At 70.5% G+C, this 20,219-nt stretch carries 13 protein-coding genes; 7 read left to right on the top strand and 6 right to left on the bottom strand.

Features of this window, described 5'->3' with window-relative positions; genetic code table 11:
• Positions 1-227: 227 nt before the first annotated feature.
• The gene (locus TSH58p_RS15010; protein WP_158282542.1) at positions 228-2,504 is read right to left on the bottom strand and encodes an SH3 domain-containing protein; all 2,277 of its coding nucleotides are present in this window, start codon (positions 2,502-2,504) and stop codon (positions 228-230) included.
• A 290-nt stretch (positions 2,505-2,794) separates the two neighbouring features.
• A complete protein-coding gene (locus TSH58p_RS15005) occupies positions 2,795-5,551 on the bottom strand; it encodes an SUMF1/EgtB/PvdO family nonheme iron enzyme (RefSeq protein ID WP_109067766.1) in 2,757 nt (918 codons plus the stop codon).
• Positions 5,552-5,810: 259 nt separating this feature from the next.
• Here TSH58p_RS15005 and TSH58p_RS15000 point away from each other — a divergent pair, with 259 nt between their 5' ends.
• A complete protein-coding gene (locus TSH58p_RS15000; RefSeq protein ID WP_094306360.1) occupies positions 5,811-6,071 on the top strand; it encodes a DUF3126 family protein in 261 nt (86 codons plus the stop codon).
• 94 nt (positions 6,072-6,165) lie between these two features.
• Here TSH58p_RS15000 and TSH58p_RS14995 read toward each other — a convergent pair whose 3' ends face one another.
• Together TSH58p_RS14995 and TSH58p_RS14990 are read right to left on the bottom strand one after the other, a co-directional pair.
• Positions 6,166-6,777 carry a hypothetical protein gene (locus TSH58p_RS14995; RefSeq protein ID WP_109067767.1) on the bottom strand — a complete coding sequence of 204 codons (612 nt, stop codon included), beginning with the start codon at positions 6,775-6,777 and terminating at the stop codon, positions 6,166-6,168.
• Between the two features lie 340 nt (positions 6,778-7,117).
• On the bottom strand, positions 7,118-7,537 hold the full coding sequence (locus tag TSH58p_RS14990; protein ID WP_109067768.1) for a cupin domain-containing protein: 420 nt from the start codon (positions 7,535-7,537) through the stop codon (positions 7,118-7,120).
• Between the two features lie 175 nt (positions 7,538-7,712).
• Here TSH58p_RS14990 and TSH58p_RS14985 point away from each other — a divergent pair, with 175 nt between their 5' ends.
• The 4 genes from TSH58p_RS14985 to TSH58p_RS14970 are packed head-to-tail and all read left to right on the top strand — an operon-like array spanning position 7,713 to position 15,790.
• Positions 7,713-13,133, top strand: a complete 5,421-nt coding sequence (locus tag TSH58p_RS14985; RefSeq protein ID WP_109067769.1) for an AMP-binding protein — start codon at positions 7,713-7,715, stop codon at positions 13,131-13,133.
• A complete protein-coding gene (locus tag TSH58p_RS14980) occupies positions 13,130-13,903 on the top strand; it encodes an ABC transporter ATP-binding protein (RefSeq protein WP_109067770.1) in 774 nt (257 codons plus the stop codon). Before TSH58p_RS14985 ends, TSH58p_RS14980 begins: the two co-directional genes overlap by 4 nt.
• A complete protein-coding gene (locus TSH58p_RS14975; RefSeq protein ID WP_247873796.1) occupies positions 13,896-14,735 on the top strand; it encodes an ABC transporter permease in 840 nt (279 codons plus the stop codon). The genes TSH58p_RS14980 and TSH58p_RS14975 overlap by 8 nt, the downstream gene beginning before the upstream one ends.
• A 32-nt stretch (positions 14,736-14,767) precedes the next feature.
• Positions 14,768-15,790: an ABC transporter substrate-binding protein gene (locus tag TSH58p_RS14970; protein ID WP_109067772.1), complete on the top strand. Its 1,023-nt coding sequence runs from the start codon at positions 14,768-14,770 to the stop codon at positions 15,788-15,790.
• 12 nt (positions 15,791-15,802) lie between these two features.
• Here TSH58p_RS14970 and TSH58p_RS14965 read toward each other — a convergent pair whose 3' ends face one another.
• Together TSH58p_RS14965 and prfB are read right to left on the bottom strand one after the other, a co-directional pair.
• Positions 15,803-16,111 carry a peptidoglycan-binding protein gene (locus TSH58p_RS14965; RefSeq protein WP_035675189.1) on the bottom strand — a complete coding sequence of 103 codons (309 nt, stop codon included), beginning with the start codon at positions 16,109-16,111 and terminating at the stop codon, positions 15,803-15,805.
• A 190-nt stretch (positions 16,112-16,301) separates the two neighbouring features.
• Positions 16,302-17,424, bottom strand: a protein-coding gene (gene prfB, locus TSH58p_RS14960) for a peptide chain release factor 2 (protein WP_104675338.1) whose coding sequence is annotated in 2 segments (ribosomal slippage) — positions 16,302-17,354 and positions 17,356-17,424 — 1,122 coding nt in all. Because the reading frame shifts where the segments join, the coding sequence is not laid out codon by codon here.
• Positions 17,425-17,754: 330 nt separating this feature from the next.
• On the opposite strand from prfB, the gene TSH58p_RS14955 reads away from it, so the two are divergent.
• The gene (locus TSH58p_RS14955) at positions 17,755-19,194 is read left to right on the top strand and encodes an MBOAT family protein (protein ID WP_109067773.1); all 1,440 of its coding nucleotides are present in this window, start codon (positions 17,755-17,757) and stop codon (positions 19,192-19,194) included.
• Between the two features lie 13 nt (positions 19,195-19,207).
• Complete coding sequence (locus tag TSH58p_RS14950) at positions 19,208-20,164, top strand: hypothetical protein (protein WP_109067774.1); 957 nt, start codon at positions 19,208-19,210, stop codon at positions 20,162-20,164.
• The last annotated feature ends 55 nt before the right edge of the window (positions 20,165-20,219 follow it).

Here is a 20,219-nt window from a genome sequence, read left to right as displayed (position 1 = left end):
ACGCCTTCCCTCTCCCGGCAGGCTCATTGCCTATGAAGTCCCCTCTCCCCTCCGGGGAGAGGGTTAGGGTGAGGGGGTTGCGCGTTTGCCGGACGTACCGCCATGGGCACCCCCCTCACCGCCCGCTTCGCGGGCACCCTCTCCCCGCTTTCGGCGGACCTTCGGTCCGCCTGTCGCGTCAGCGCAAACGAAGTTTGCGCGTGAGCGGAGGGGAGAGGGCTGGGAATTCAGCGGCTCAACAGCGTCGCGCCGCGCCAGATGCCGGGCTGCATCGCGCCGGTGGAGTCGATGGCCGCTCCCGGACCGTCCTGGATGCCGCCGCGGAACTGCCCGACATGGCGGGTGCCGCCGCGCATCGACAACTCACCCGGCCCCGCCGGAAGGCGGTCCACCACCACCCCGTTGAACCGCTCGCCGTTGGTGAAGGCCAGCTCGCCATGGCCGTCCACCCGACCCTGACGGACCTCGCCCGTGTAGGAGTCGCCGTTGGCGAAGCGGTAGACACCCGGCCCGTTCGGTACGGCGTTCACGAAGGTGCCCTCGAAGCGGTCGCCGGACGGGAAGCCCAGAACACCGTAGCCGGACATCTGGTCGTCCTTCCACTCCCCCTCATAGACCTGACCGTTGGCGAAGCGGTAGACGCCGACGCCGTTCCGGCTGATCGTGCCCTGGAAGGCGAAGTTGCCCAGCCCGCGGTTCCACGACCCCTCATAGACGTCGCCGTTGGGGAAGCGGTGCACCCCGTAGCCCGACTCCCCGCCGCGGGCCTGACCGGCGGCGCGGCGGGCGGCGGCCTGGGCCTCGCGCGCCTTCGCCTCGGCCCCGCGCCCGGCGGTGGCGGAACGCGACGCGCGGGCGGCGGCGTTGCGGCCCGCCTGCACGGCGTCGCGGTAGGGTTCGGCCAGCCCGGCAAGGGCCGGGTCCGCGCCCGATGTGGAGCGCCCCGCGGCGCTCTCCCCGCCGCCCTCGGGAAGAGCGGCCAGCCTCGTCGGGCCGGTCGTTCCCGACAGCGCGCCGGCCACTGGATCGACGTCGTTGCGGACCACCGTGGGCGGCGGGTAGGCGCTGGGCGCCGCACCGCCCGCCGCACCACCCATGGACACCGCCTCGCCCGACCGGCCCGCCAGCGTCCCGGTGGTGACATAGCCCTCCTGACCCGACGAATCCCGCACCAACACCCAACCGGAATCGGGGGCGGCCTGGAGCAGCGTCACCCGCTGCCCCTGTTCCAGATCGCGCAGGCTGCGGGCGCCCAGCACCGGGCGGGCGAACAGGTTGGCGTCGCGCGCCACCGTGTAGACGCCCGGCGTCAACGCCGCGGGCTGAGATTGCTGGGTTTGGGGCGGTTGCTGGAGCTGCGCCGGCGGCTGGGCGGAGGCCACAGGCACCTCCTCCGGCTTGGCGAGGTTGCTGGCGAAGGCGAAGCCGGTCTTGCCATCCTGCTCGACGCGCAGCCAGCCGCCGTTCCGGCGGGTCCGCCCGGTGACCGTAACCTCGCTGTCGTGGCGCAGCGTGCCGACGACCGCCGCCTTGGTGTCGGGACCGGCGCGCAGGTTGGTGTCGCGCGTCACCACCCGCTTCTCGTTCAGCGGGTCCACCTCGACCTCGGCGACCGCCGGGGCCGCCGGCTTCTCTTCCGGCTTCTGCGGCAGCGGCTTGGGTTCGATTGGCTTGGATTCGATTGGCTTGGATTCGACAGACTTCGGTTCGGCGGGAGGCGCCTCCTCCGTCCGGGCGACGAGGGGAGCGGACGGCGCGCGCGGGCCGGGGACCAGCACGAGGTCCGTGCCCAACCGGTCCTGGAGCCAGGGATGCTGCGTCCCGCGGGTGCGTCCGACGACGGTGCGGGCGACCTCGGCCAGCGCGTCGCGCAGCGGCACGCCCGGCTTGACCATCTCCTGCGCCAGGGCGGTGGAGAAGGAGTCCGCCCCCTTGCCGGCCGCCGTCGCGGGCGGCGTGCCGGGCCGGTGCGAGTAGACGACGAACAGGTTGTCGAGCGCCGCCGGAGCCGCCAGCGCCGGCTTCACGGACCGCCCCTCCTCGCCCATCGCGGAGGCCAGCTTGTCGGCCAGCGGGTGGGAGGGCACCGGGTCGAACACGGCGACGGCCTTGCGCCCGCTGCGCTGGATCTCCTTCAGCGCGTAGTCCAGCTCGATGGTGTCGAAGATCACGTCGTATTCGGAGCCGGGCCTGGCGTCCACCGGCACCAGGAAGCCCTTGGCCGACAAGCTCAGCGCCACGCCGGAGTAATAGAGGAAGCCCAGGTCGGCCTGCCCCAGCGCGTCCTGGAACCGGCTCAGCGCCGCGACCATGCCGCGGTGGTCGAGGTTCTCGGCGGCGGTGACGGTGAAGCCGGCGCGGCGCAGCGCGTCGGCGACGACCGCGGCGTTGGCGCCCACCCCGGCGGCCGGACCGCCCTCCTGGTACTGCGCGTTGCCGATCACCAGCGCGACGCGCCTGTCGTCGGCGAACGCCAGGGGGGCAAAGGCAACGTTCGCCGTCACCAGGACCAGCGCAACTTTCCAAACGGCGCTCCGGGGCCAGCGCAACACGTCGATACCCTCCACCTGATTTTCTCTTTGACCACCCCTTTAGGGAGTCCCGGGCCGCGGCGGCTGTAATGATTTTGGTCGAAGCGGCCGCCGGCCTCCCGTTTTCGGGCCGTCCGGTCCGCGGATCGACAAGCCTTGAACGGCCAAGTCTAGCGCATTGGCCCAGCACCAATTTCTGCAATTTCGGGGGCGCCGCGGTCCCTTCCGCAGACGGTGCGTCCCACCAACGAACGGGAGCGGAGTCAGTTCAGGTCGCGGGCCACCCGCAGCCCGTCGGCGAAATAGCGCACGTCGGCGTCGTAGCCGATGCGGGCGGTGACGGCGATGGCGTCCTGCCCGTCCCGCCAGGAACCGCCGCGCAGCACCCGCTTGCGGCAATCGCCCTCCGTCCAGGCGCTGCCGTCCGTCGGGGCGCCCTTGTAGCCGGGGTTCCAGCAGTCGACGACCCACTCCGCCACGCCGCCGCTGGTGTCATAGAGACCGAAGGCGTTGGGCTGGAAACTGCCGACCGCCGCCGGCAGGGAGCGGTCGGCGCCGCCGCCGCAATCGCGGCAATTGGCCAGCCGCGCCCCCGGCGTCAGGCTGTCCCCCCAGGCGAAGCGCGCCGCGCTGCCGCCGCGCGCCGCATACTCCCACTCGGCCTCGCTCGGCAGGCGGTAGCGCTGGCCGGTCTTGCGGCTGAGCCACTCGGTGTAGGCCAGCGCGTCCTCGACATGGATGTTGTGGACCGGCGTGTCGTCGGAGGGATTGCGCATCCGCGGCATGGCGGCACAGCCGCCTCCCTCCACGCAGGCCCGCCAGTTGGCGACGGTCACCTCGTAGACACCGATGGCGAAGGGTTTGGCGAAGGTGACGCGGTGGGGCGGGCGCTGGCTGGGGTCGCCACGCTCGCTGCCCATGACGAAGCTGCCGGCGGGAATGCGCATCATCGGCGGGCATTCCGGGCAATCCTGGAAACTGCTGCCGTTGCCCTGCGCCCGCCCCTGCGAGCCCCCCGGCTGGACCGGTGCGGCGAGCGCCAGCCGCTGACGGTCCTCCGGCCCGGCGGGGCGCAGCGCTGGACCGCGGACGAAGCCCTGCACGCCGCCCTGCGCGCCGTCATCCAGGGCCACCCGGTACCAGTCGGCGTCGGCCACCCGGCCCAGCACCCGCACCGCGCCGTCCTTGGCGAGGGCGCCGACCCGCTCCGACCGCGCGTCCGGCCCGGCGCGCAGCTCCGCGTCGGCGACGGCCACGTACATCCCCTCCCCGGCGGTGTCGAGCTGGAGTTCGGGCGGTGGAGACGCCTTGCCGCCGGACGCCCCGTTGCCCGGCCCATTCCCCGCACCACTCGACGCCCCGCTGTTCCCCGCCCCGCCCGCCGAGGCGGCCGCCGCGACCTTGGCCGATTCGGCGCGCAACCGGTTCAGCCGGTCCCGCGCCGGGGCGGCGAAGGGACCGGTGCCGAACAGCCGCAGGAAGGCGTCCAGCGCGTCGGCGTCGCGGCTGTCGCGCACGCGGCGCCACAGCGACTCCTCCAGATCGGCCTGCGGCGGGGCGGCGCCGGCCTCCTCCACCTCCAGGAGCGCGCTCATCGTCGTCCGCCCGCCGCGCCCGTCCTCGACCAGCACGCTGAACACCCCGGCGCGGCCCGCCGGCGCGCGCTCCGGATCGAAGGTCAGGGCGGTCAGCCGCTCCGGCGCCAGCCGGTCGCCCGGCTTCAGCGGCGTGGTGCCGTCGCGGACCTTGCCGCGCTCCGGGACGGCGCTGACGGTGAAGGTCAGCGGGTCGCCGTCCGGGTCGGTGGGAACCTCCAGCCGCAGGCTGTTGACCACGGCGCGAACGCTGCGCTCGGCGACGGCGACCGGCGGGCGGTTGCTCGGCTTGATGAGGATCGGCACGGCGCCGCGCGCCACCCCGCCGCGCCCGTCCATCACCGCGAACTCGAAGCTGCCGGCGTCGCCGAGATGGGTGGCGTCGGCCCGGAAGGTCGCGGCGGTGAGCTGGTCGAGCGTCAGATAGTCGCCGATCAGCACCACCCGGTCGCCGATGCGCACCCCGCCGCCGCGCGGCAGGCCGGTCACCTGGGCGAAGAGCTGGTCGTTGTCGGGGTCGCTGGGCCGCGCGATGCCGAGCCCCTCCGTCCCGCCGCGGTCGAACACCTCCAGGGTCTTGAAGTCGGCGAGCTGCGGCGGGCGGTTCTCCGGCAGCGGGTTGAAGTAGAAGGGGGCGGCCCCCAGCGAGCCATAGAGGAACGGCTCCTGCCGGCCCTGGGTGATCTGCATCACGTCGTCGCGCACCCGGCGGAAGAACAGGCTCAGTTCCAGCCCCGGCACCTCGAAATTCTTCAGCAGCGACGCGGTGTAGGGGCTGTGGTCGCCCTGTCCGTCCTCGGCCACCGCGTCGGCGCGGGTCGCCATGGCGACCAGCGTGTCGGTCGGCGTGTCGTCCACGCGGGCGAAGCCGGAATGCACCTCCGTCCGCTTGGTCCCGGACCGCACCAGCCGGTCGGCGAAGGGGTTGTTGCGGCAGGCGTCCAGGATCAGGATGCCCAGCTTGCGCGCCTGGGCCAGCTCGCCCATCGGCAGGTTCAGCGGCAGCGCCTCGTAGACCAGATCGCGCTCGCGCTCCAGCCGGGCGTCGGCGGGGATCAGGAAGTTGGTGCCGCCGACCTGCATGCCATGGCCGGCGAAATAGAGCAGCGCCACGTCGGCCTGCGCCGCCTGGATGCCGAAACCGCGAAGCGCCTCGGCCATGCCGCGGTTGTCGAGGTCGTAGCGCTCCTCCACCGCGAAGCCCAGCTTGCGCAGGGCCGCCGACATGGCGCGGGCGTCGTTGCGCGGGTTGGGCAGTTCCGTGGCGTGGCGGTAGGCGCCGACGCCGATGACGAGCGCGATGCGCTGCTCCGGCGCGGTCGCCGCCAGACCGGGCGCCACCCACGCCGCCACGGCCAGCAGCAGGCCGGCGGTGATCGCCAGGACGAAGCGGCAGGAGACGAAACGGCGAAGGCGCGCAGCCATGGTCACCCCATGCCATGGTCACCGGACGGCGGAGCGAGGACGCTCACACGTTCCAATCCGTCCAGTATTTGGCCGCGCCACCCGGAACAAGAGGACAAAACCGGCTAAGGGCTTCCCACAGGCGGGGGCATGGCCATCCGCAAGAAAGACGGGGCCTGCGGCGGGCCGCGCGGCGAATGCGCGATCCGGGGCGATGTTGTGCTTTCCCTTTGCCCGAAAGGTTTCTATATGACCCCTTCGACAACACAGGGATCATGCCATGCCGCCCGCCAAGCCGACGGTCGCCAAGATGACCGAAACCGAAATCGCCCGTGTGCAGACCTATCTGCGCAAGACGCTCGGCAACGACAAGATCATCATCCAGCCGCCCGAGAAGGCCGGCCAGTCCGCAGAGGTCATGCTGGGCGACGAGTTCGTCGGCACCCTGCACCGCGACGTGGACGAGGGTGAGGTTTCCTACGCCCTGCACGTCGTCATCCTGGAAGAAGACCTGCCGGCAGCCCCGACGGCCCGTCGCTGAGCCACGTCTTTCCGGCGTCTCTCCAGCGCGGTCCTCTCCCGCCCCGCGGCGGGAGGGGCGCTTGCCCGCGCGCCGAAAAAGATCCTGAGGACTGTCAGCCTGGCCGGCTGTGGCGGCGCAGTTCCGCGGCCAGCCCGGCCATCAGCGTCTCGCCGCCCGAAAGGGTGAGGCCGCGCACCAGGATCAGCGCCGGCAGATGGTTCCGGCGCAGCAGAAGCAGCCGGTAGCCGGCGCGCGGACGCCGCCCCTTTCCCGGCTTCTCCTCTTCCATGTCCACATCCCCGCCGGCCAGCGCCAGCTCGCGTTCGTGCTGCTGCGGGGTCATCGTCTGGATGCGCGCCACGAACAGCGGGCGCTTGCCCTGCGGCGGGTAGAGCGCCACGCCGCGGATGGTGTTGTGCGGGATCAGCTGCCCATGGGCGGTCAGCCCCTCCGGCGCCACGACCAGCCGGACGGCGCTGCGCCTTGCCGCCCGCAGAAGCGTGATCACCCACATCAGCAGAAGCGGGATCGCGCACAGCATGCCCAGCCAGCGCAGCATGGAGGCCGCCGGCTCCAGGGTCAGCTCGGCGACCACGACGAAGCCGGCCAGCAGGATCGCCGCGTAGAGCAGATGGGCGAAGCGCTGGGGCGGCACGCTGGAGGGCGACGCCTCGAACACCGCCGCCTGCCCCGTGTCCTCGCGGGAGATCTCGACCTCGGGCATCCCGTCCGCATCCTCATCACGCCGCAGCAACCCGTCCTAATACCTCCGACGCGCCCAACATGCCAGAACAGCGGCGCCCAGCCGCCTGTCCGGCGTTCCGGGCACCTGTCCAGTCTTCCAGACAGGTGCGGTCCGGAGGCCCTCCCCAAAGGCGCGGAAAACCGGCTCTCGGGAGCCCGCCCGAGCGCTGGCACGGGCATTGCTTTCCTTTGCAGCGAAGCGTCCCGTGGCCGCGTCGTTCCCTGTGGCCATGGCGGCGATTCCTCCAAAGCATCTGGCCGGCCGCACCGTCGTTTTCACGACGGGTGCGACCGGCACTTTTTTGGCGGATGCCGCGGCGTCAGTCGGCGGTGGGCGGTTCGGCGCCCTCGGTCGGGAAGTCGGCGGGAAGCGTGATCTCCAGCATCTCCAGATCGTCGGAATGCGCGATCTCGACATGCCGGATGCCCGGCGGCTGGTGCACGCAGGAACCGGCCTGCAGCAGCACCTCCCCCACGCCTTCGTAAGCGAACCTCACCCAGCCCTTCAGCACGTAGACCATCTGGAAATCCAGCGCGTGCCGGTGCCAGCCGCCGTGCGACGGCTCGCCGGGACGGGCGCGGATGACGTGGGCGTTCGCCTTGCCCGCCGTGGCGGCGCGGATGCCCAGGTCGCGGTATTCGAAGAAGGGCCGCAGCCCGTCGCGCTTGAAGTCCGCCGGATCGGGGTGGCTGACCGCGAAGGTCACCGAATCGTTCGCTGGCGCGTCGTTTTTGGACATGCCGTTTCCTCCCATCGCTCTTGATTGCACCGAGTATGACCGAAAGCCGCGTATACGGCATACCCCCGCCGCGCACGGCGCCATTGCGGCCCATGCAGGGCGCCGCGCTATAGTGATGCCCGCCGCGCAAAAGACGTGGCCGCCAAAGAAGAAATGCCCGATCGGGAGGAAACCCATGGACCACGCCGTCGCGGACTCCGCCGGACAGCCGCCGCTGCCGCAGGACGTCGCCGTCAACCCCATCCGCTCCGCCGCGGATTGGCGGAGCCAGCGCGCCGCCTGCGCGGCCGATCCCGGCGCCTTCCACGGCGCCATCGCCGCGGAAACGATCCACTGGTTCGACGGCGCGCACTGGCTGATGCGCGATGCCGACGGCGTGTGGCGCGGCTGGAACGCGGCGACGGGCGAGGCGGCGGAGCGGGTGGACTGGACGCCATGGACCCAGGCGTTCGACGGGTCGGAGGCCCCCTTCTACCGCTGGTTCGCGGGCGGACTGACCAACGCCGCCTTCAACGAGGTGGACCGCCACGTCCTGTCCGGCCACGGGGCCGAGACCGCCTACTGGTACGAGGGCGACCGCTGGGACGCCGCCGCCAACGGCGGGCGCGGCGGCCCGGTCCATCATGTCACGCTGACCCGGCGCGAGCTGCTGATCCGCTCCGCCCTGGCCGCGCTGGCGCTGCGCGGTCTCGGCCTCCGCCAGGGCGACCGCATCGCGCTGAACATGCCCAACATCCTCGACCAGATCGTCTGGACGGAAGGGGCGAAGCGCATCGGCGTCATCTACACCGCCGTGTTCGGCGGCTTCTCGGATAAAACCCTGTCCGACCGCATCGAGAACGCCGGCGCCCGCGTCGTCATCACCGCCGACGGCGCCAGCCGCAACGCCGAGATGGCCCCCTTCAAGGAGGTCTACAGCGACCCGGCGCTCGACCGCTTCGTCGCCCTGCCCATCGCGCTGCGCATCACCGCGGAGGTGCTGCGCGCCAAGCTCGGTGACGACGCCCTGATGGAGCCGGTGCGCCGCGGGCTGGAGGGCGAGATCACCGTCGCCCCCGCCGACGTGATGCGCGAGCTGGGCCGGGCGCTGGACCGCGCCGGGACGCTCGACGCCGCCACCGTGGCCGACCTGCGCGCCAGCGTCGCCGAGGCCCTGACCGCCGCCCCGCCGCGGGTCGAAGCGGTGATCGTCGTCCGCCACGCCGGCCTGCCCGACATCCCCTGGACCGAGGGACGCGACGTCTGGGCGCACGATCTGCTGGCGACGGCCGAGGCGGAGCTGTGCGCCGCCGCCGGTCTTCCGGGCATGGACGCGCTGCGCGCGCTGGACGACCGGGCGCTCTACGCCGCCGTGGCGAAGGCCGTTCCCTGCGTGCCGGTGGACGCGGAGTATCCGCTGTTCATCATCTACACCTCCGGTTCCACCGGGAAGCCGAAGGGCGTGGTGCATGTCCATGGCGGCTACGTCGCCGGCCTCGCCCACACCATGAAGGTCAGCTTCGACGCCCTGCCGGGCCGCGACGTCATCTACGTCGTCGCCGATCCCGGCTGGATCACCGGGCAGAGCTACCTCATCACCGCCAGCCTCGCCGCCCGCATCCCCGGCATCGTGACGGAGGGGGCGCCGGTCTTCCCCAACGCCGGGCGCTTCGCCTCGATCATCGAGCGGCACAAGGTGACCATCTTCAAGGCGGGCGTGACTTTCCTGAAGACGGTCATGACCCACCCGGAGAACCGCGCCGACGTGGAGCGCTACGACCGCGGCAGCTTGCGCGTCGCCACCTTCTGCGCGGAGCCGACCAGCCCCGCCGTCCAGGCCTTCGGCATGGCGGTGATGACGCCGCAATACATCAACAGCTATTGGGCGACGGAGCATGGCGGCATCGTCTGGACCCACCCCTACGGCAACCCCGACCAGCCGCTGCGCGCCGACGCCCACACCTACCCCCTGCCCTGGGTTCTCGGCGACGTCTGGGTGCCCGAAAGCGAGCCGGACGCCGCGGGCCGCGTCGCCTTCCGCCCCGCCGAGCCGGAGGAGAAGGGCGAGATCGTCGTCACCGCTCCCTATCCCTACCTGACCCGCACCATCTGGGGCGACGCGGACAACGTCGGGAAACCCGGCTGGAAGGGCGACTTCGACCGCTTCGTGACGACCTATTTCGGGCGCTTCCGCGACGCCGACGGCCAGCCGGTCTGGGCCTATCTGCAGGGCGACTTCGCGCGCAAGTACGAGGACGGCAGCTTCAGCCTGCACGGCCGCTCCGACGACGTCATCAACGTGTCCGGCCACCGCATGGGCACTGAGGAGATCGAGGGCGCGATCCTGCGCGACAAGCAGATCAACCCCGACAGCCCGGTCGGCAACGTCATCGTGGTCGGCGCCCCCCACCGCGAGAAGGGGCTGACCCCGGTCGCCTTCGTCCTTCCCGCCAAGGGCCGTGACCTCACCGCCGACGACGAGCGCCGGCTGAAGGATCTGGTGCGGCAGGAGAAGGGCGCCGTCGCCGTCCCCTCCGACATCCTCGCCGTCCCGGCCTTTCCCGAGACGCGCTCCGGCAAATACATGCGCCGCTTCCTGACGGCGATGATGAACGGGGAGCCGCTGGGCGACACCTCCACCCTGCGCAACCCGGAGTGCCTGACCGACCTGGAGGCGCGCATCGCCGCCTGGACGCGCGGCCAGCAGCGGGCGGAGGAACAGACCCTCATCGAGCGGCAGCGCTTCCTGTCCGTGCAGTACGACCGGCTGGCCGAGGGCGTGCGCATGGCGACGGTGGCCATCGACAACCCGCCGGTCAACGCCCTGTCCGACCGCCTGCTCGACGAGTTGGACACGCTGGTCGCCCATCTCGCCCGCCGGGCGGATGTGCGCGCCGTGGTGATCACCGGCACCGGCCGCAACTTCGTGGCCGGCGCCGACATCCGCCAGCTTCTCGACGAGGTGCAGGACGAGGGCGAGGCCCGCGCCCTGCCCGCCAAGGCCCACGCCGTCTTCCACGCTCTCGCGGCGCTGGACAAGCCGGTGTTCGCCGCGATCCGCGGCGTGGCGCTCGGCGGCGGCTGCGAGCTGGCGATGGCCTGCCACGTCCGGGTGGCCGACCCGCGGGCCCGGCTGGGCCAGCCGGAGATCAACCTGTTCCTGCCGCCGGGCTATGGCGGCACGCAGCGCTTGCCGCGCCTGCTCCTGCGCAAGGACCCGGAGCGTGGGTACGGGCGGGCGCTGGAGATCCTGCTGTCGGGACGCCAGATCGACGCGGAGACGGCGCTGGACTATGGCTTGGTCGATGTGGTGGCGCGCGGCGCGGACGACGCGCTGACGCTGGCGAAGGCCATGGCGCGGGAGGCCGCGCTTGCCCCCACGGCCGCACTTGCCCCCACCCTAACCCTCCCCCGCTTCGCAGGGGAGGGAACTCCGCCGCCCGCCGACAAAACCCTCCCCTGCGCAGCGGGGGAGGGAGGGGCCCGCGAAGCGGGAGGGTGGGGGCAATGCGCCCGCCTCCTCCGCCAAGCTCATTCCGTCGGCCGCGGCCCGGTCGCCGACACCATCGTCCAGTTGGTCGACACCGGCCTCAGCGACGGCTTCGACGCCGGCACCAAGGCCGAGATCGACGCCTTCGCCCGCTTCCTCCTCGACCCCGACAACGGCGCCAAGAAAGGCATCGCCCTCTTCCTGGAGAAGAAGTCCCCGCCCCTGCCCGCCCGCCCGCGGCGCGACAGCCGCGACGGCGTGCTGCCCATCGGCAGCCCCTTCGTCCCCGGCGCGACGCCCCTGCCCCGCTGGCAGCTCGCCCAGGCCGTCGTCCGCGATCTGGAAACGGGCGCCGCCGCCCACGGCGACCCGGCGCAGGCCGAAGCCGAGGTCGTCATCCCGGTCCCCGAGCCCGGCCCCAACCAGGCGCTCGTCTACGTCCTGGCGTCGGAGGTCAACTACAACGACGTCTGGGCGCTCACCGGCATCCCCATCTCCCTGTTCGACGAGCATGACGAGGACGTGCACGTCACCGGCTCCGGCGGGGTCGGCATGGTCGTGCGCATGGGCGAGGCGTTGCAGGCACAGGGACGGCTGGCCGTCGGCGATCTGGTCGCCGTCTATTCCGGAGTCTCCGACCTGCTGGACCCGGAGGCCGGGGCCGATCCCATGTTCACCGACTTCCACATCCAGGGCTACCAGTCGCCGGACGGCAGCCACCAGCAATTCATGCTGGCCGACGGGCCGCAGCTCTTCCCGCTGCCGCCCGGCCTCGCGCTGGAGGAGGCGGGAAGCTACATGCTTGCCGCCGGGACCGGCTACCGCGCGCTGTTCACCGCGCTCGACGTGCAGCCCGGCAAGCGCCTGCTGGTGGAGGGCGCGGCGGGCGGCACCGGCGCCTGGACGGTGGAACTGGCGCTGGCCCGGCGCATGAGGGTGACCGGCATGGTGTCGTCGGAGCGCCGCGCCGCCGCCATCCGCGCCCGCGGGGCGGAGGCGGTGGACCGCTCCGTCGCCGAGGCCGCCTTCACCCGCATCCCCGCCGACCCCGCGCAGTGGGCGGCGTGGGAGGAGGCCGGACGCCCCTACCTCGACGCGCTGCGCGCCGCCAACGGTGGCAACCTCGTGGACTACGCGGTCAGCCACGCCGGCGAGACGACCTTCCCCCGCACCTTCCAGTCGCTGGCCGAGGGCGGCGCGCTGACCTTCTTCGGCGCCTCCAGCGGCTATCACATGACCTTCCTCGGCAAGCCCGGTTCCGCCGAGCCCGCCGACATGCTGCGCCGCGCCCGCCTGCGCCCCGGCGAGGCCGTGCTGGTCTTCTACGGCGCCGGGGCGGTGGGGCTGCGCGACGACATGGCGCTGTCGGCGATCGAGGCGGCGCGCGAGTCCGGCGCCCGCGTCTGCGTCGTCACCGACCGGGATTCCGAGCGCGACTTCGTGCTGTCGCTCGGCTATGGCGAGGCGCTGGCCGGGGCGGTGTCGCTGGCCGAGATAACGCGCCGCGTGCCGCATTTCGACTGGCCCGACACCATGCCGGACCTGCCCGACCCGCAGCGCGAGACCGCCGCCTTCAAGGAGGCCGTGCGGCTGTTCACCGAGGACACCTTCAAGCCGCTGGGCCAGGCTGTCGGCCGCATCCTGCGCGCCGCCGACAACCCGCGCGGCATGCCCGACGTGGTGGTGGAGCGGGCGCGGCGCGACACGCTGGCCGTCTCCACCATGCTCGTGAAGCCGCACACGGGCCGCGTCGTCTATTGTGGGGAGATGAGTGGTCGCCGCTACAGCTTCTACGCGCCACAGGTGTGGATGCGCCAGCGCCGCATCCTGATGCCATCGGCATCCATCGTCGGCACGCATCTTTCGAACGCTGCGGAAATCGCAGGGCTGAACCGCGTCATTGCGTCGGGGGCGGTCCGTGTGCCAACGACATACCTCGGTAACTGGGACGAGTTGCCCACGCTCCATCAGGCCATGTGGGAGAACCGCCTGCCGGAAGCGACCGGCGGCGCCGCCAAGGCCGTCGTGAACCACGCGCTGCCGGAGGCGGGCCTGACCTCGCGCGACGAACTGCTGATCGCCTGGGCGGGGGCAAATCCCGGCAAGGCCACGGAAAAGGGACAATGAGGCTTATCATCAAGGACCTGTGCCACCGCTACGACGACCTCGTCGTGCTGGACGGCATCGACCTGACGGTGCAGGAGGGGGAGGTTCTGGCCGTCATCGGCCCGTCGGGCTGCGGCAAGTCCACCCTGCTCGGCATCGCCGGCGGCATCGTGGCGCCCAGCTCCGGCACCATCGCGGTGGCGGGCGAGGTGCCGGACGGCTGCCTGAACCCGATCACCTTCATCTTCCAGGACTTCGCCCTGCTGCCCTGGCGCAGCGTCGAGGACAACCTGTCGCTTGTCCTCGAACACCATCCGCTGTCGGCGGCGGAGCGGCGGGAGCGCATCGAGTCCGGCCTGCGCCGCATGGGGCTGTGGGACTTCCGCAAGGCGCTGCCCAAGCAGTTGTCCGGCGGCATGCGCCAGCGCGTCGGCATCGCCCGCGCGCTGGCCGTGCGCCCGGCCATGCTGCTGCTGGACGAGCCGCTGTCGGCGCTCGACGCCCAGACGCGCGAGCTGCTGATGGAGGATTTCCTGTCGCTCTGGCAGCGCGAGCGGACGACCGCCGTCTACGTCACCCACAATCTGGACGAGGCGCTGCGGCTGGCCGACCGGGTCGTCGTGCTCAGCCGCCGTCCCGGCCGCCTGCGCGAGATCGTGACCATCGAGGAACCGCGCGACCAGCGGCTGGAGCCCTCCGCCCAGGCCCATCTGGCGGAGGTGCGCGACCAGCTGTGGCACCTGATCCGGGCCGAGGCCCAACTGGCCGACCGGGAGATCGCCGATGCCTGACACCCCTTTGACCAGCACCAGCCTCCCGATGACCGACCGTTCCGCCGCTCCGGCGCAACCCGTCCGCTTCCGCGGCGGCGGCTTCACGGTCAAGGGGCACCGCTGGGCGGCGCTGCTCGCCTTCGTGCTGCTGATCGCGGTGTGGGAATCCACCAACCGCTTCGGCCTTGTCAGCGAGCTGTTCCTGCCGCCGCCGAGCGCCGTCGCCTCGGCGCTGGCCGCCATGGCGCAGGACGGGTCGCTGTGGCAGCACCTGAAGGCGTCGCTGATGCGCATCGGCGTGGGCTGGGTCATGGGCACGGTGGCTGGCATGGCCGTGGGCTTCGCCATGGGCATCGGCTCGGTGGCGCGGGCGGTCGGCGTGCCGCTGGTCTCGGCCTTCTTCCCGATCCCGAAGATCGCGCTTCTGCCGCTGTTCATCCTGTGGTTCGGCATCGGCGAGCCGTCGAAGTTCGCCACCATCGGCTTCGGCGTCTTCTTCCCGACCGTGATCGCCACCTACAGCGCCATCGATTCGGTGCCGCGCAACCTGATCCGCATGGCGCAGAGCTTCGGCCTGCCCTGGGCGTCGATCCTGCGCAAGATCGTGCTTCCCGGCGCCCTGCCCGGCATCCTGGCCGGCTTCCGCATCACCGCCTCCATCGCGCTGATCCTGGTGGTCGCGGCGGAGATGATCGGGGCGGAGTACGGCATCGGCGCCTTCGTCCTGACCGCCGGCAACCTGATGCTGACCGACCAGCTCCTGGCCGGCGTGCTGGTTCTCTCGCTGCTCGGCCTGAGCATCGGGACCGTGCTGTCCATCCTGGAACGCCGCCTGCTGAAATGGCGGTGAGAAGAATGAACATCGAGAAAGGGAGACTGAGAATGACTGTCGTGCGTTGGGGCCGCCGGGCGGTTCTGGGTGTGATGGGCGCTGCGGCCCTGGCGCTGGCCGGAACGCCCGCCGCCGAGGCGCAGGGTCTGGAGAAGACCTCCATCGGCGTGCTGGCGCTGGCCTCCTCCGGCCCGATCTTCATCGCCAAGTCGAAGGGCTATTTCGAGAAGGAAGGGCTGGACGTCGATCTGAAGATGTTCACCTCGGCCCAGCAGGTGCCGGTGGCGGTGGCCTCGGGCGACGTCGATTTCGGCGTCACCGGCCTGACGGCGGGCTTCTACAACCTCGCCGCCAAGGGTGCGGTCACCATGATCGCGGCGCAGAGCCGCGACGAGCCGGGATTCCAGCTCAGCGCCTATGTGGCGACCAAGGCGGCGCACGACGCCGGGCTGACCAAGCCGGCCGACCTCAAGGGCAAGCGCATCGCCATCACCACGGTCGGCTCGACCTTCCATTACATGGTCGGCCTGCTCGGCCAGAAGCACGGCTTCGCGGTCAAGGACGTGACCATGGTGGCGATGCAGGACGTGCCGAAGATGGTCGCCGCCTTCAAGGGCGGTCAGGTGGACGCGGTGATCGCCCCGGTGACGGTGGCCCGCCAGCTCGCCGCCGAAGGCTCCGGCACCATCCTGGGCTGGGTCGGCGACGAGACGCCGTGGCAGCTCGGCGCCCTCTTCACCAGCCCGAAGACCGTCGCCCAGCGCCGCCCGCTGGCCGAGAAGTTCGTCAGCGCCTATCTGACCGGGCTGGCCGAATACCACGCCGCCTTCAACGCCAAGGACGCGTCGGGCGCCGTGGTGAAGGGCCCCGGCTACGACGAGCTGCTGGCGATCATCGCCGAGGCGACGAAGCAGAAGCCCGAGGTCGTCGCCGCCGGCCTGCCCTATGTCGAGCCGAAGGGCAAGCTGCTGGTCGACGACATCGTCAACCAGGTGAAGTTCTGGCAGTCCGAAGGTCAGGTGGACAAGGCGCTGGACGCCAAGTCCGTCATGGACCTGACCTTCGTGAAGTAACGGCAGGGTTTTTTACCGCTTGCCCGGCCCGTAGACCTTCGGCTGGGAGAAGTTGATGTGGTCGAGAAGCTCCTGCGTCGGACAGCCGTCCACCGGGAGCTTCGCGGCCTTCTGGTAGGCGCGGATGGCGGAGCGGGTGTTGGGTCCGATCTTCCCGTCGATCACGCCGGGACGGAAGCCCTGCTCGGTCAGGGTCTTCTGGATGCCTTCGACATAGGCGAAATACATGTCCGGCGTCATGCTGTCCGTCGGACAGGCGGCGTAGGCCGGGGACGCGAAGGCCGTGGCGGCCAGGAAGGCGGCGAACAGGCTGCGGTTCATGGTCTCTCTCCGTTTCTTGTTGCGGAGATCAACAACGCAGAGGCCGCGTTTCTTCCCAAGGGATAAAAATAGGGGGGTGGTTTGCCCCCACCCTAACCCTCCCCCGCTATCGCAGGGGAGGGGATTTAACTCCCTCCCCCGCCCAGCGGGGGAGGGCCGGGGTGGGGGCAAGACCTACCCCCACCCGCACTCACGCCGCCGCGTCGTCGCTCTGCCCCTTAAGCCGCGCGGCCAGAGCGGCTTCCAGGAACATGTCCAGGTCGCCGTCCAGCACCGCCTGGCTCTGCGAGGTCTCCACCTCGGTCCGCAGGTCCTTCACCATCTGGTAGGGGTGCAGGACGTAGGAACGGATCTGGTGGCCCCAGCCGATGTCGCTCTTGGTCGCTTCCAGAGCGGCGGCGGCGTCCTCGCGGATCTTCAGCTCCCGCTCGTACAGGCGGGCGCGCAGCATGTCCCACGCCTTGGCGCGGTTCTTGTGCTGCGAGCGCTCCTGCTGGCAGGCCACCACGATGCCCGTGGGCAGGTGGGTGATGCGGATCGCCGAGTCCGTCTTGTTGACGTGCTGGCCGCCGGCGCCCGACGCCCGGAAGGTGTCGATGCGGCAGTCCTTCTCGTTGATCTCGATGTTGATCTTGTCATCGATCACCGGAGACACCGAGACGGCAGCGAAGCTGGTCTGGCGGCGCGCCTGGCTGTCGAACGGGCTGATGCGCACCAGACGGTGCACGCCGGCCTCGGTCTTCAGCCAGCCATAGGCGTTGTGGCCGCTGATCTGCGCGGTGGCGGACTTGATGCCGGCCTCTTCGCCGGGGCTCTCCTCGAGCCACTGCGTCTTGTAGCCGTGCTGTTCCGCCCAGCGGAGGTACATGCGCATCAGCATCAGCGCCCAGTCCTGGGCCTCCGTGCCGCCGGCGCCGGCGTTCACCTCGATGAAGCAGTCGTTGGCGTCCGCTTCGCCCGAGAGCAGGCTCTCGATCTGGAGCTTCGCCGCGCGGTCGCGCAACGCGTAGAGCTGGGCCTCAGCATCGGCGACCACGGTCGCGTCGCCCTCGGCCTCGCCCATCTCGATCAGTTCCAGGCTGTCGGACAGGTCGCGCTCAAGGGCACGGTAGCCGTTCACGGACGTTTCGAGCTGGGTGCGCTCGCGCATGATGGTCTGCGCGCGGGACGGGTCGTCCCACAGCTTGGGGTCTTCGGCGTGGGCGTTCAGTTCGTCGAGACGACGCAGCGCGTTATCCCAGTCAAAGATGCCTCCTCAGCAGCGCCAGCGATTCTCTAATCTCGCCGGCGGCCGCTTCGATCTCGGCCCGCATCGCAGTGCCTCCTCGTCAGCCAGAGTTGAACCAGTGTCTTGGCCCTTATGTAGCGGGTTGGGAGCGGCCTTGCACCCTCTTATTCCACAGGGTCCACGGCTTCCGCGACGCTGGACCGATCCGGAACGGTAACCCGCCGGAGCGCGGCCCCGTCACCGGGGCATCCCACCAACCCACTCGGATGAAACCGTTTTTGCGCCGCAAAACCACTTTCGCGGCGCGAATAAGTGGCAGCCCCCCGTGATAGCGTCACCGACGTTCGTGCCCGTCACCCGGCGGGCGCGCGCTATCGGCGCCCCCGTTCCCCAACAACAATAGCGTGGCCCCCCGATGAACTTCACCAGCCTGGGGTTCCTGCTGTTCATCACGGCCTTCACGGCGGGCTTCATGATGCTCGCCAGGACGCGGCTGTTCACGCCGCTGCTGCTGGTGTCCAGCTACATCTTTTACGGCTTCTGGGATTACCGCTTCTGCCTGCTGCTCGCCGGCACGACGCTGCTCGACTTCTATTGCGGGCTGCGCATCGCCGACGCGCCGAACCGGGCCACCGCCCGCATCTTCATGCAGATAAGCCTCGCCACCAATCTGGCGATCCTGTTCTTTTTCAAATACTTCAACTTCTTCATCGACAGCGCGCAGGTGGCGCTGGCCTCGCTCGGCCTCGACGTCGGGCACCGCACGCTGTCCATCATCCTGCCGGTCGGCATTTCCTTCTACACCTTCCAGAATCTCAGCTACACGCTGGACCTCTATCTCGGCCATCTGGAGAAACCGGAGCGGTCGCTGCTGCGCTACGCGACCTTCGTCGCCTTCTTCCCGCAGCTCGTCGCCGGGCCGATCGTCCGGGCGCGCGACCTGCTGCCCCAGATCCAGGACGGCCCCCGCCACGACGTCAGCTTCGCCTTCCGCTTCGCCGGGCTGGAGAAGATCATCTGGGGCTATTTCCTCAAGCTCGGGCTGGCCGACAACGCCGCCGCCGTGGTCGACGCGCGCTTCGCCCAGCCGGAGTTCTTCAACGCGCTGAACCACGTCATCGGGCTGATCTGCTTCTCGCTCCAGATCTACGGCGACTTCGCCGGCTACTCGCTGATCGCGATCGGTCTGGCGCAGATCTTCGGCTACACGCTCTGCCAGAACTTCGCCCGCCCCTACTTCGCCATGGGCATGAAGGACTTCTGGCGGCGCTGGCACATCTCGCTGTCCACATGGTTCCGCGACTACGTCTACATCCCGATGGGCGGCGGGCGCACCCACTGGCTGCGCATCCGCAACCTGACCATCGTGATGCTCGTGTCCGGCCTGTGGCACGGGGCCGCCTGGACCTTCATCCTGTGGGGCGCCATGCACGCCACCCTGATGGCGGCGGAGGACGGCCTGCGCTGGCTGGCCAGGCGCAGCCCGCTGCGGCTGAGCGGCGCGCCGCTGATGGCGGGGAAGCTGCTGACGGTCGGGCTGGTCTTCCTTCTGATCACGCTGACCTGGCTGCCCTTCCGCGCCGACGACATGCACACGGTGCGGACCATCCTGGGCATCATCGCCGAGGGCGACTTCAGCCTGCCGCGCGGCATGCAGCAGATGAGCTATCTGGTCCGCGTCGCCCTGTTCGGCCTCGTCGTGCTGATGATCGACGCGATGATCGAGTTCGGGGCCGGGCGCCGCTACGCCGGGGTCAACGTCGTGGTCCGCTCGGCCGGCTGCGCCACGCTGATCCTGATGCTCCTGCTCTTCGGCAATTTCGCCAACCGATCCTTCATTTATTTCCAGTTCTGAGGGAGCCCGAACCATGATCCGCCTTTTGGCCGTCGTCGGACTGATCCTGGGCATGGTGGTCGCCATGGACCGCGCGGTGGCGTCCTGGATGGGCGACACGCTCCTCCAGTCGTCGGACCGCTTCATGACCGTCTACCGCAACGGGCCGCCCGCCGACGTGGTGATCCTGGGGAACTCCCGCGCCGACAACCACTTCCCGGTGGAGGAGGTGCAGGCGCTGACCTGCGGGCGGGTGCTGAACCTGGGCATGGGCGGCGCCCCCACCACGGTCGGCGACCTGCTGTGGGAGGATTACCTGGACCGGCACGGCGCCCCCCGCCTGCTGCTGGTCGAGCCGACGAGCGTGGTCGACGATCCCAAGGCTCTCGCCGACCTGCCGCTGCTGGCCTACTATTCGGAGCGGGTGGACGGCTTCATCCGGCAGGTCGACGCCACCATGTGGGCCTCCAACAAGCTGTTCAACACGCTGATCTTCAACAACAACCAGACGATCCGGCTGGCCTTCGACGGGCTGCACCCGACCGGCGACCGGACGCTGAGCGGCACCATGTCGCCCTTCCTCAAGGCCCAGCTCGAAAAGGCGCCGACGGAGCGGATGGAGGGCTTCCAGCCGAACTGGGACGCGCTGGACCGCATCATTGGCACGGCGCGGGAGAAGGGCACGCGGGTCGCCGTGGTCATCACGCCCTTCTTCCCCGGCTACATCGCAAAGGTGACCAACTTCGACGCCTTCTTCGAGGATCTGAAGGCCCGCCTGCCGCCCGACGTGCCGGTCATCGACACCCGCCGCGAGGTCGAGGACGAGGCCCATTTCGTGGACGCCCTGCACATCAACCAGGACGGCGTCCGCCTGATGCTGGCCCGGATGGAGGACCGGCTGCGTCCGCTGGCCGACTGCCCCACCGACACGGCCCCGGCCGAGGCCATCGCCCAGATCCGCACGGACACCCACACCGCCGCGCGTCCCTGAAACGCCGCATAAAGGAAAAGCCCCGCCTCCCGGACCGGGAAGCGGGGCTTTCTTC

The sequence above is a fragment of the Azospirillum sp. TSH58 genome (assembly GCF_003119115.1).
Classification (GTDB): Bacteria; Pseudomonadota; Alphaproteobacteria; order Azospirillales; family Azospirillaceae; genus Azospirillum.
This window is presented reverse-complemented; position numbering and strand designations above follow the sequence as displayed.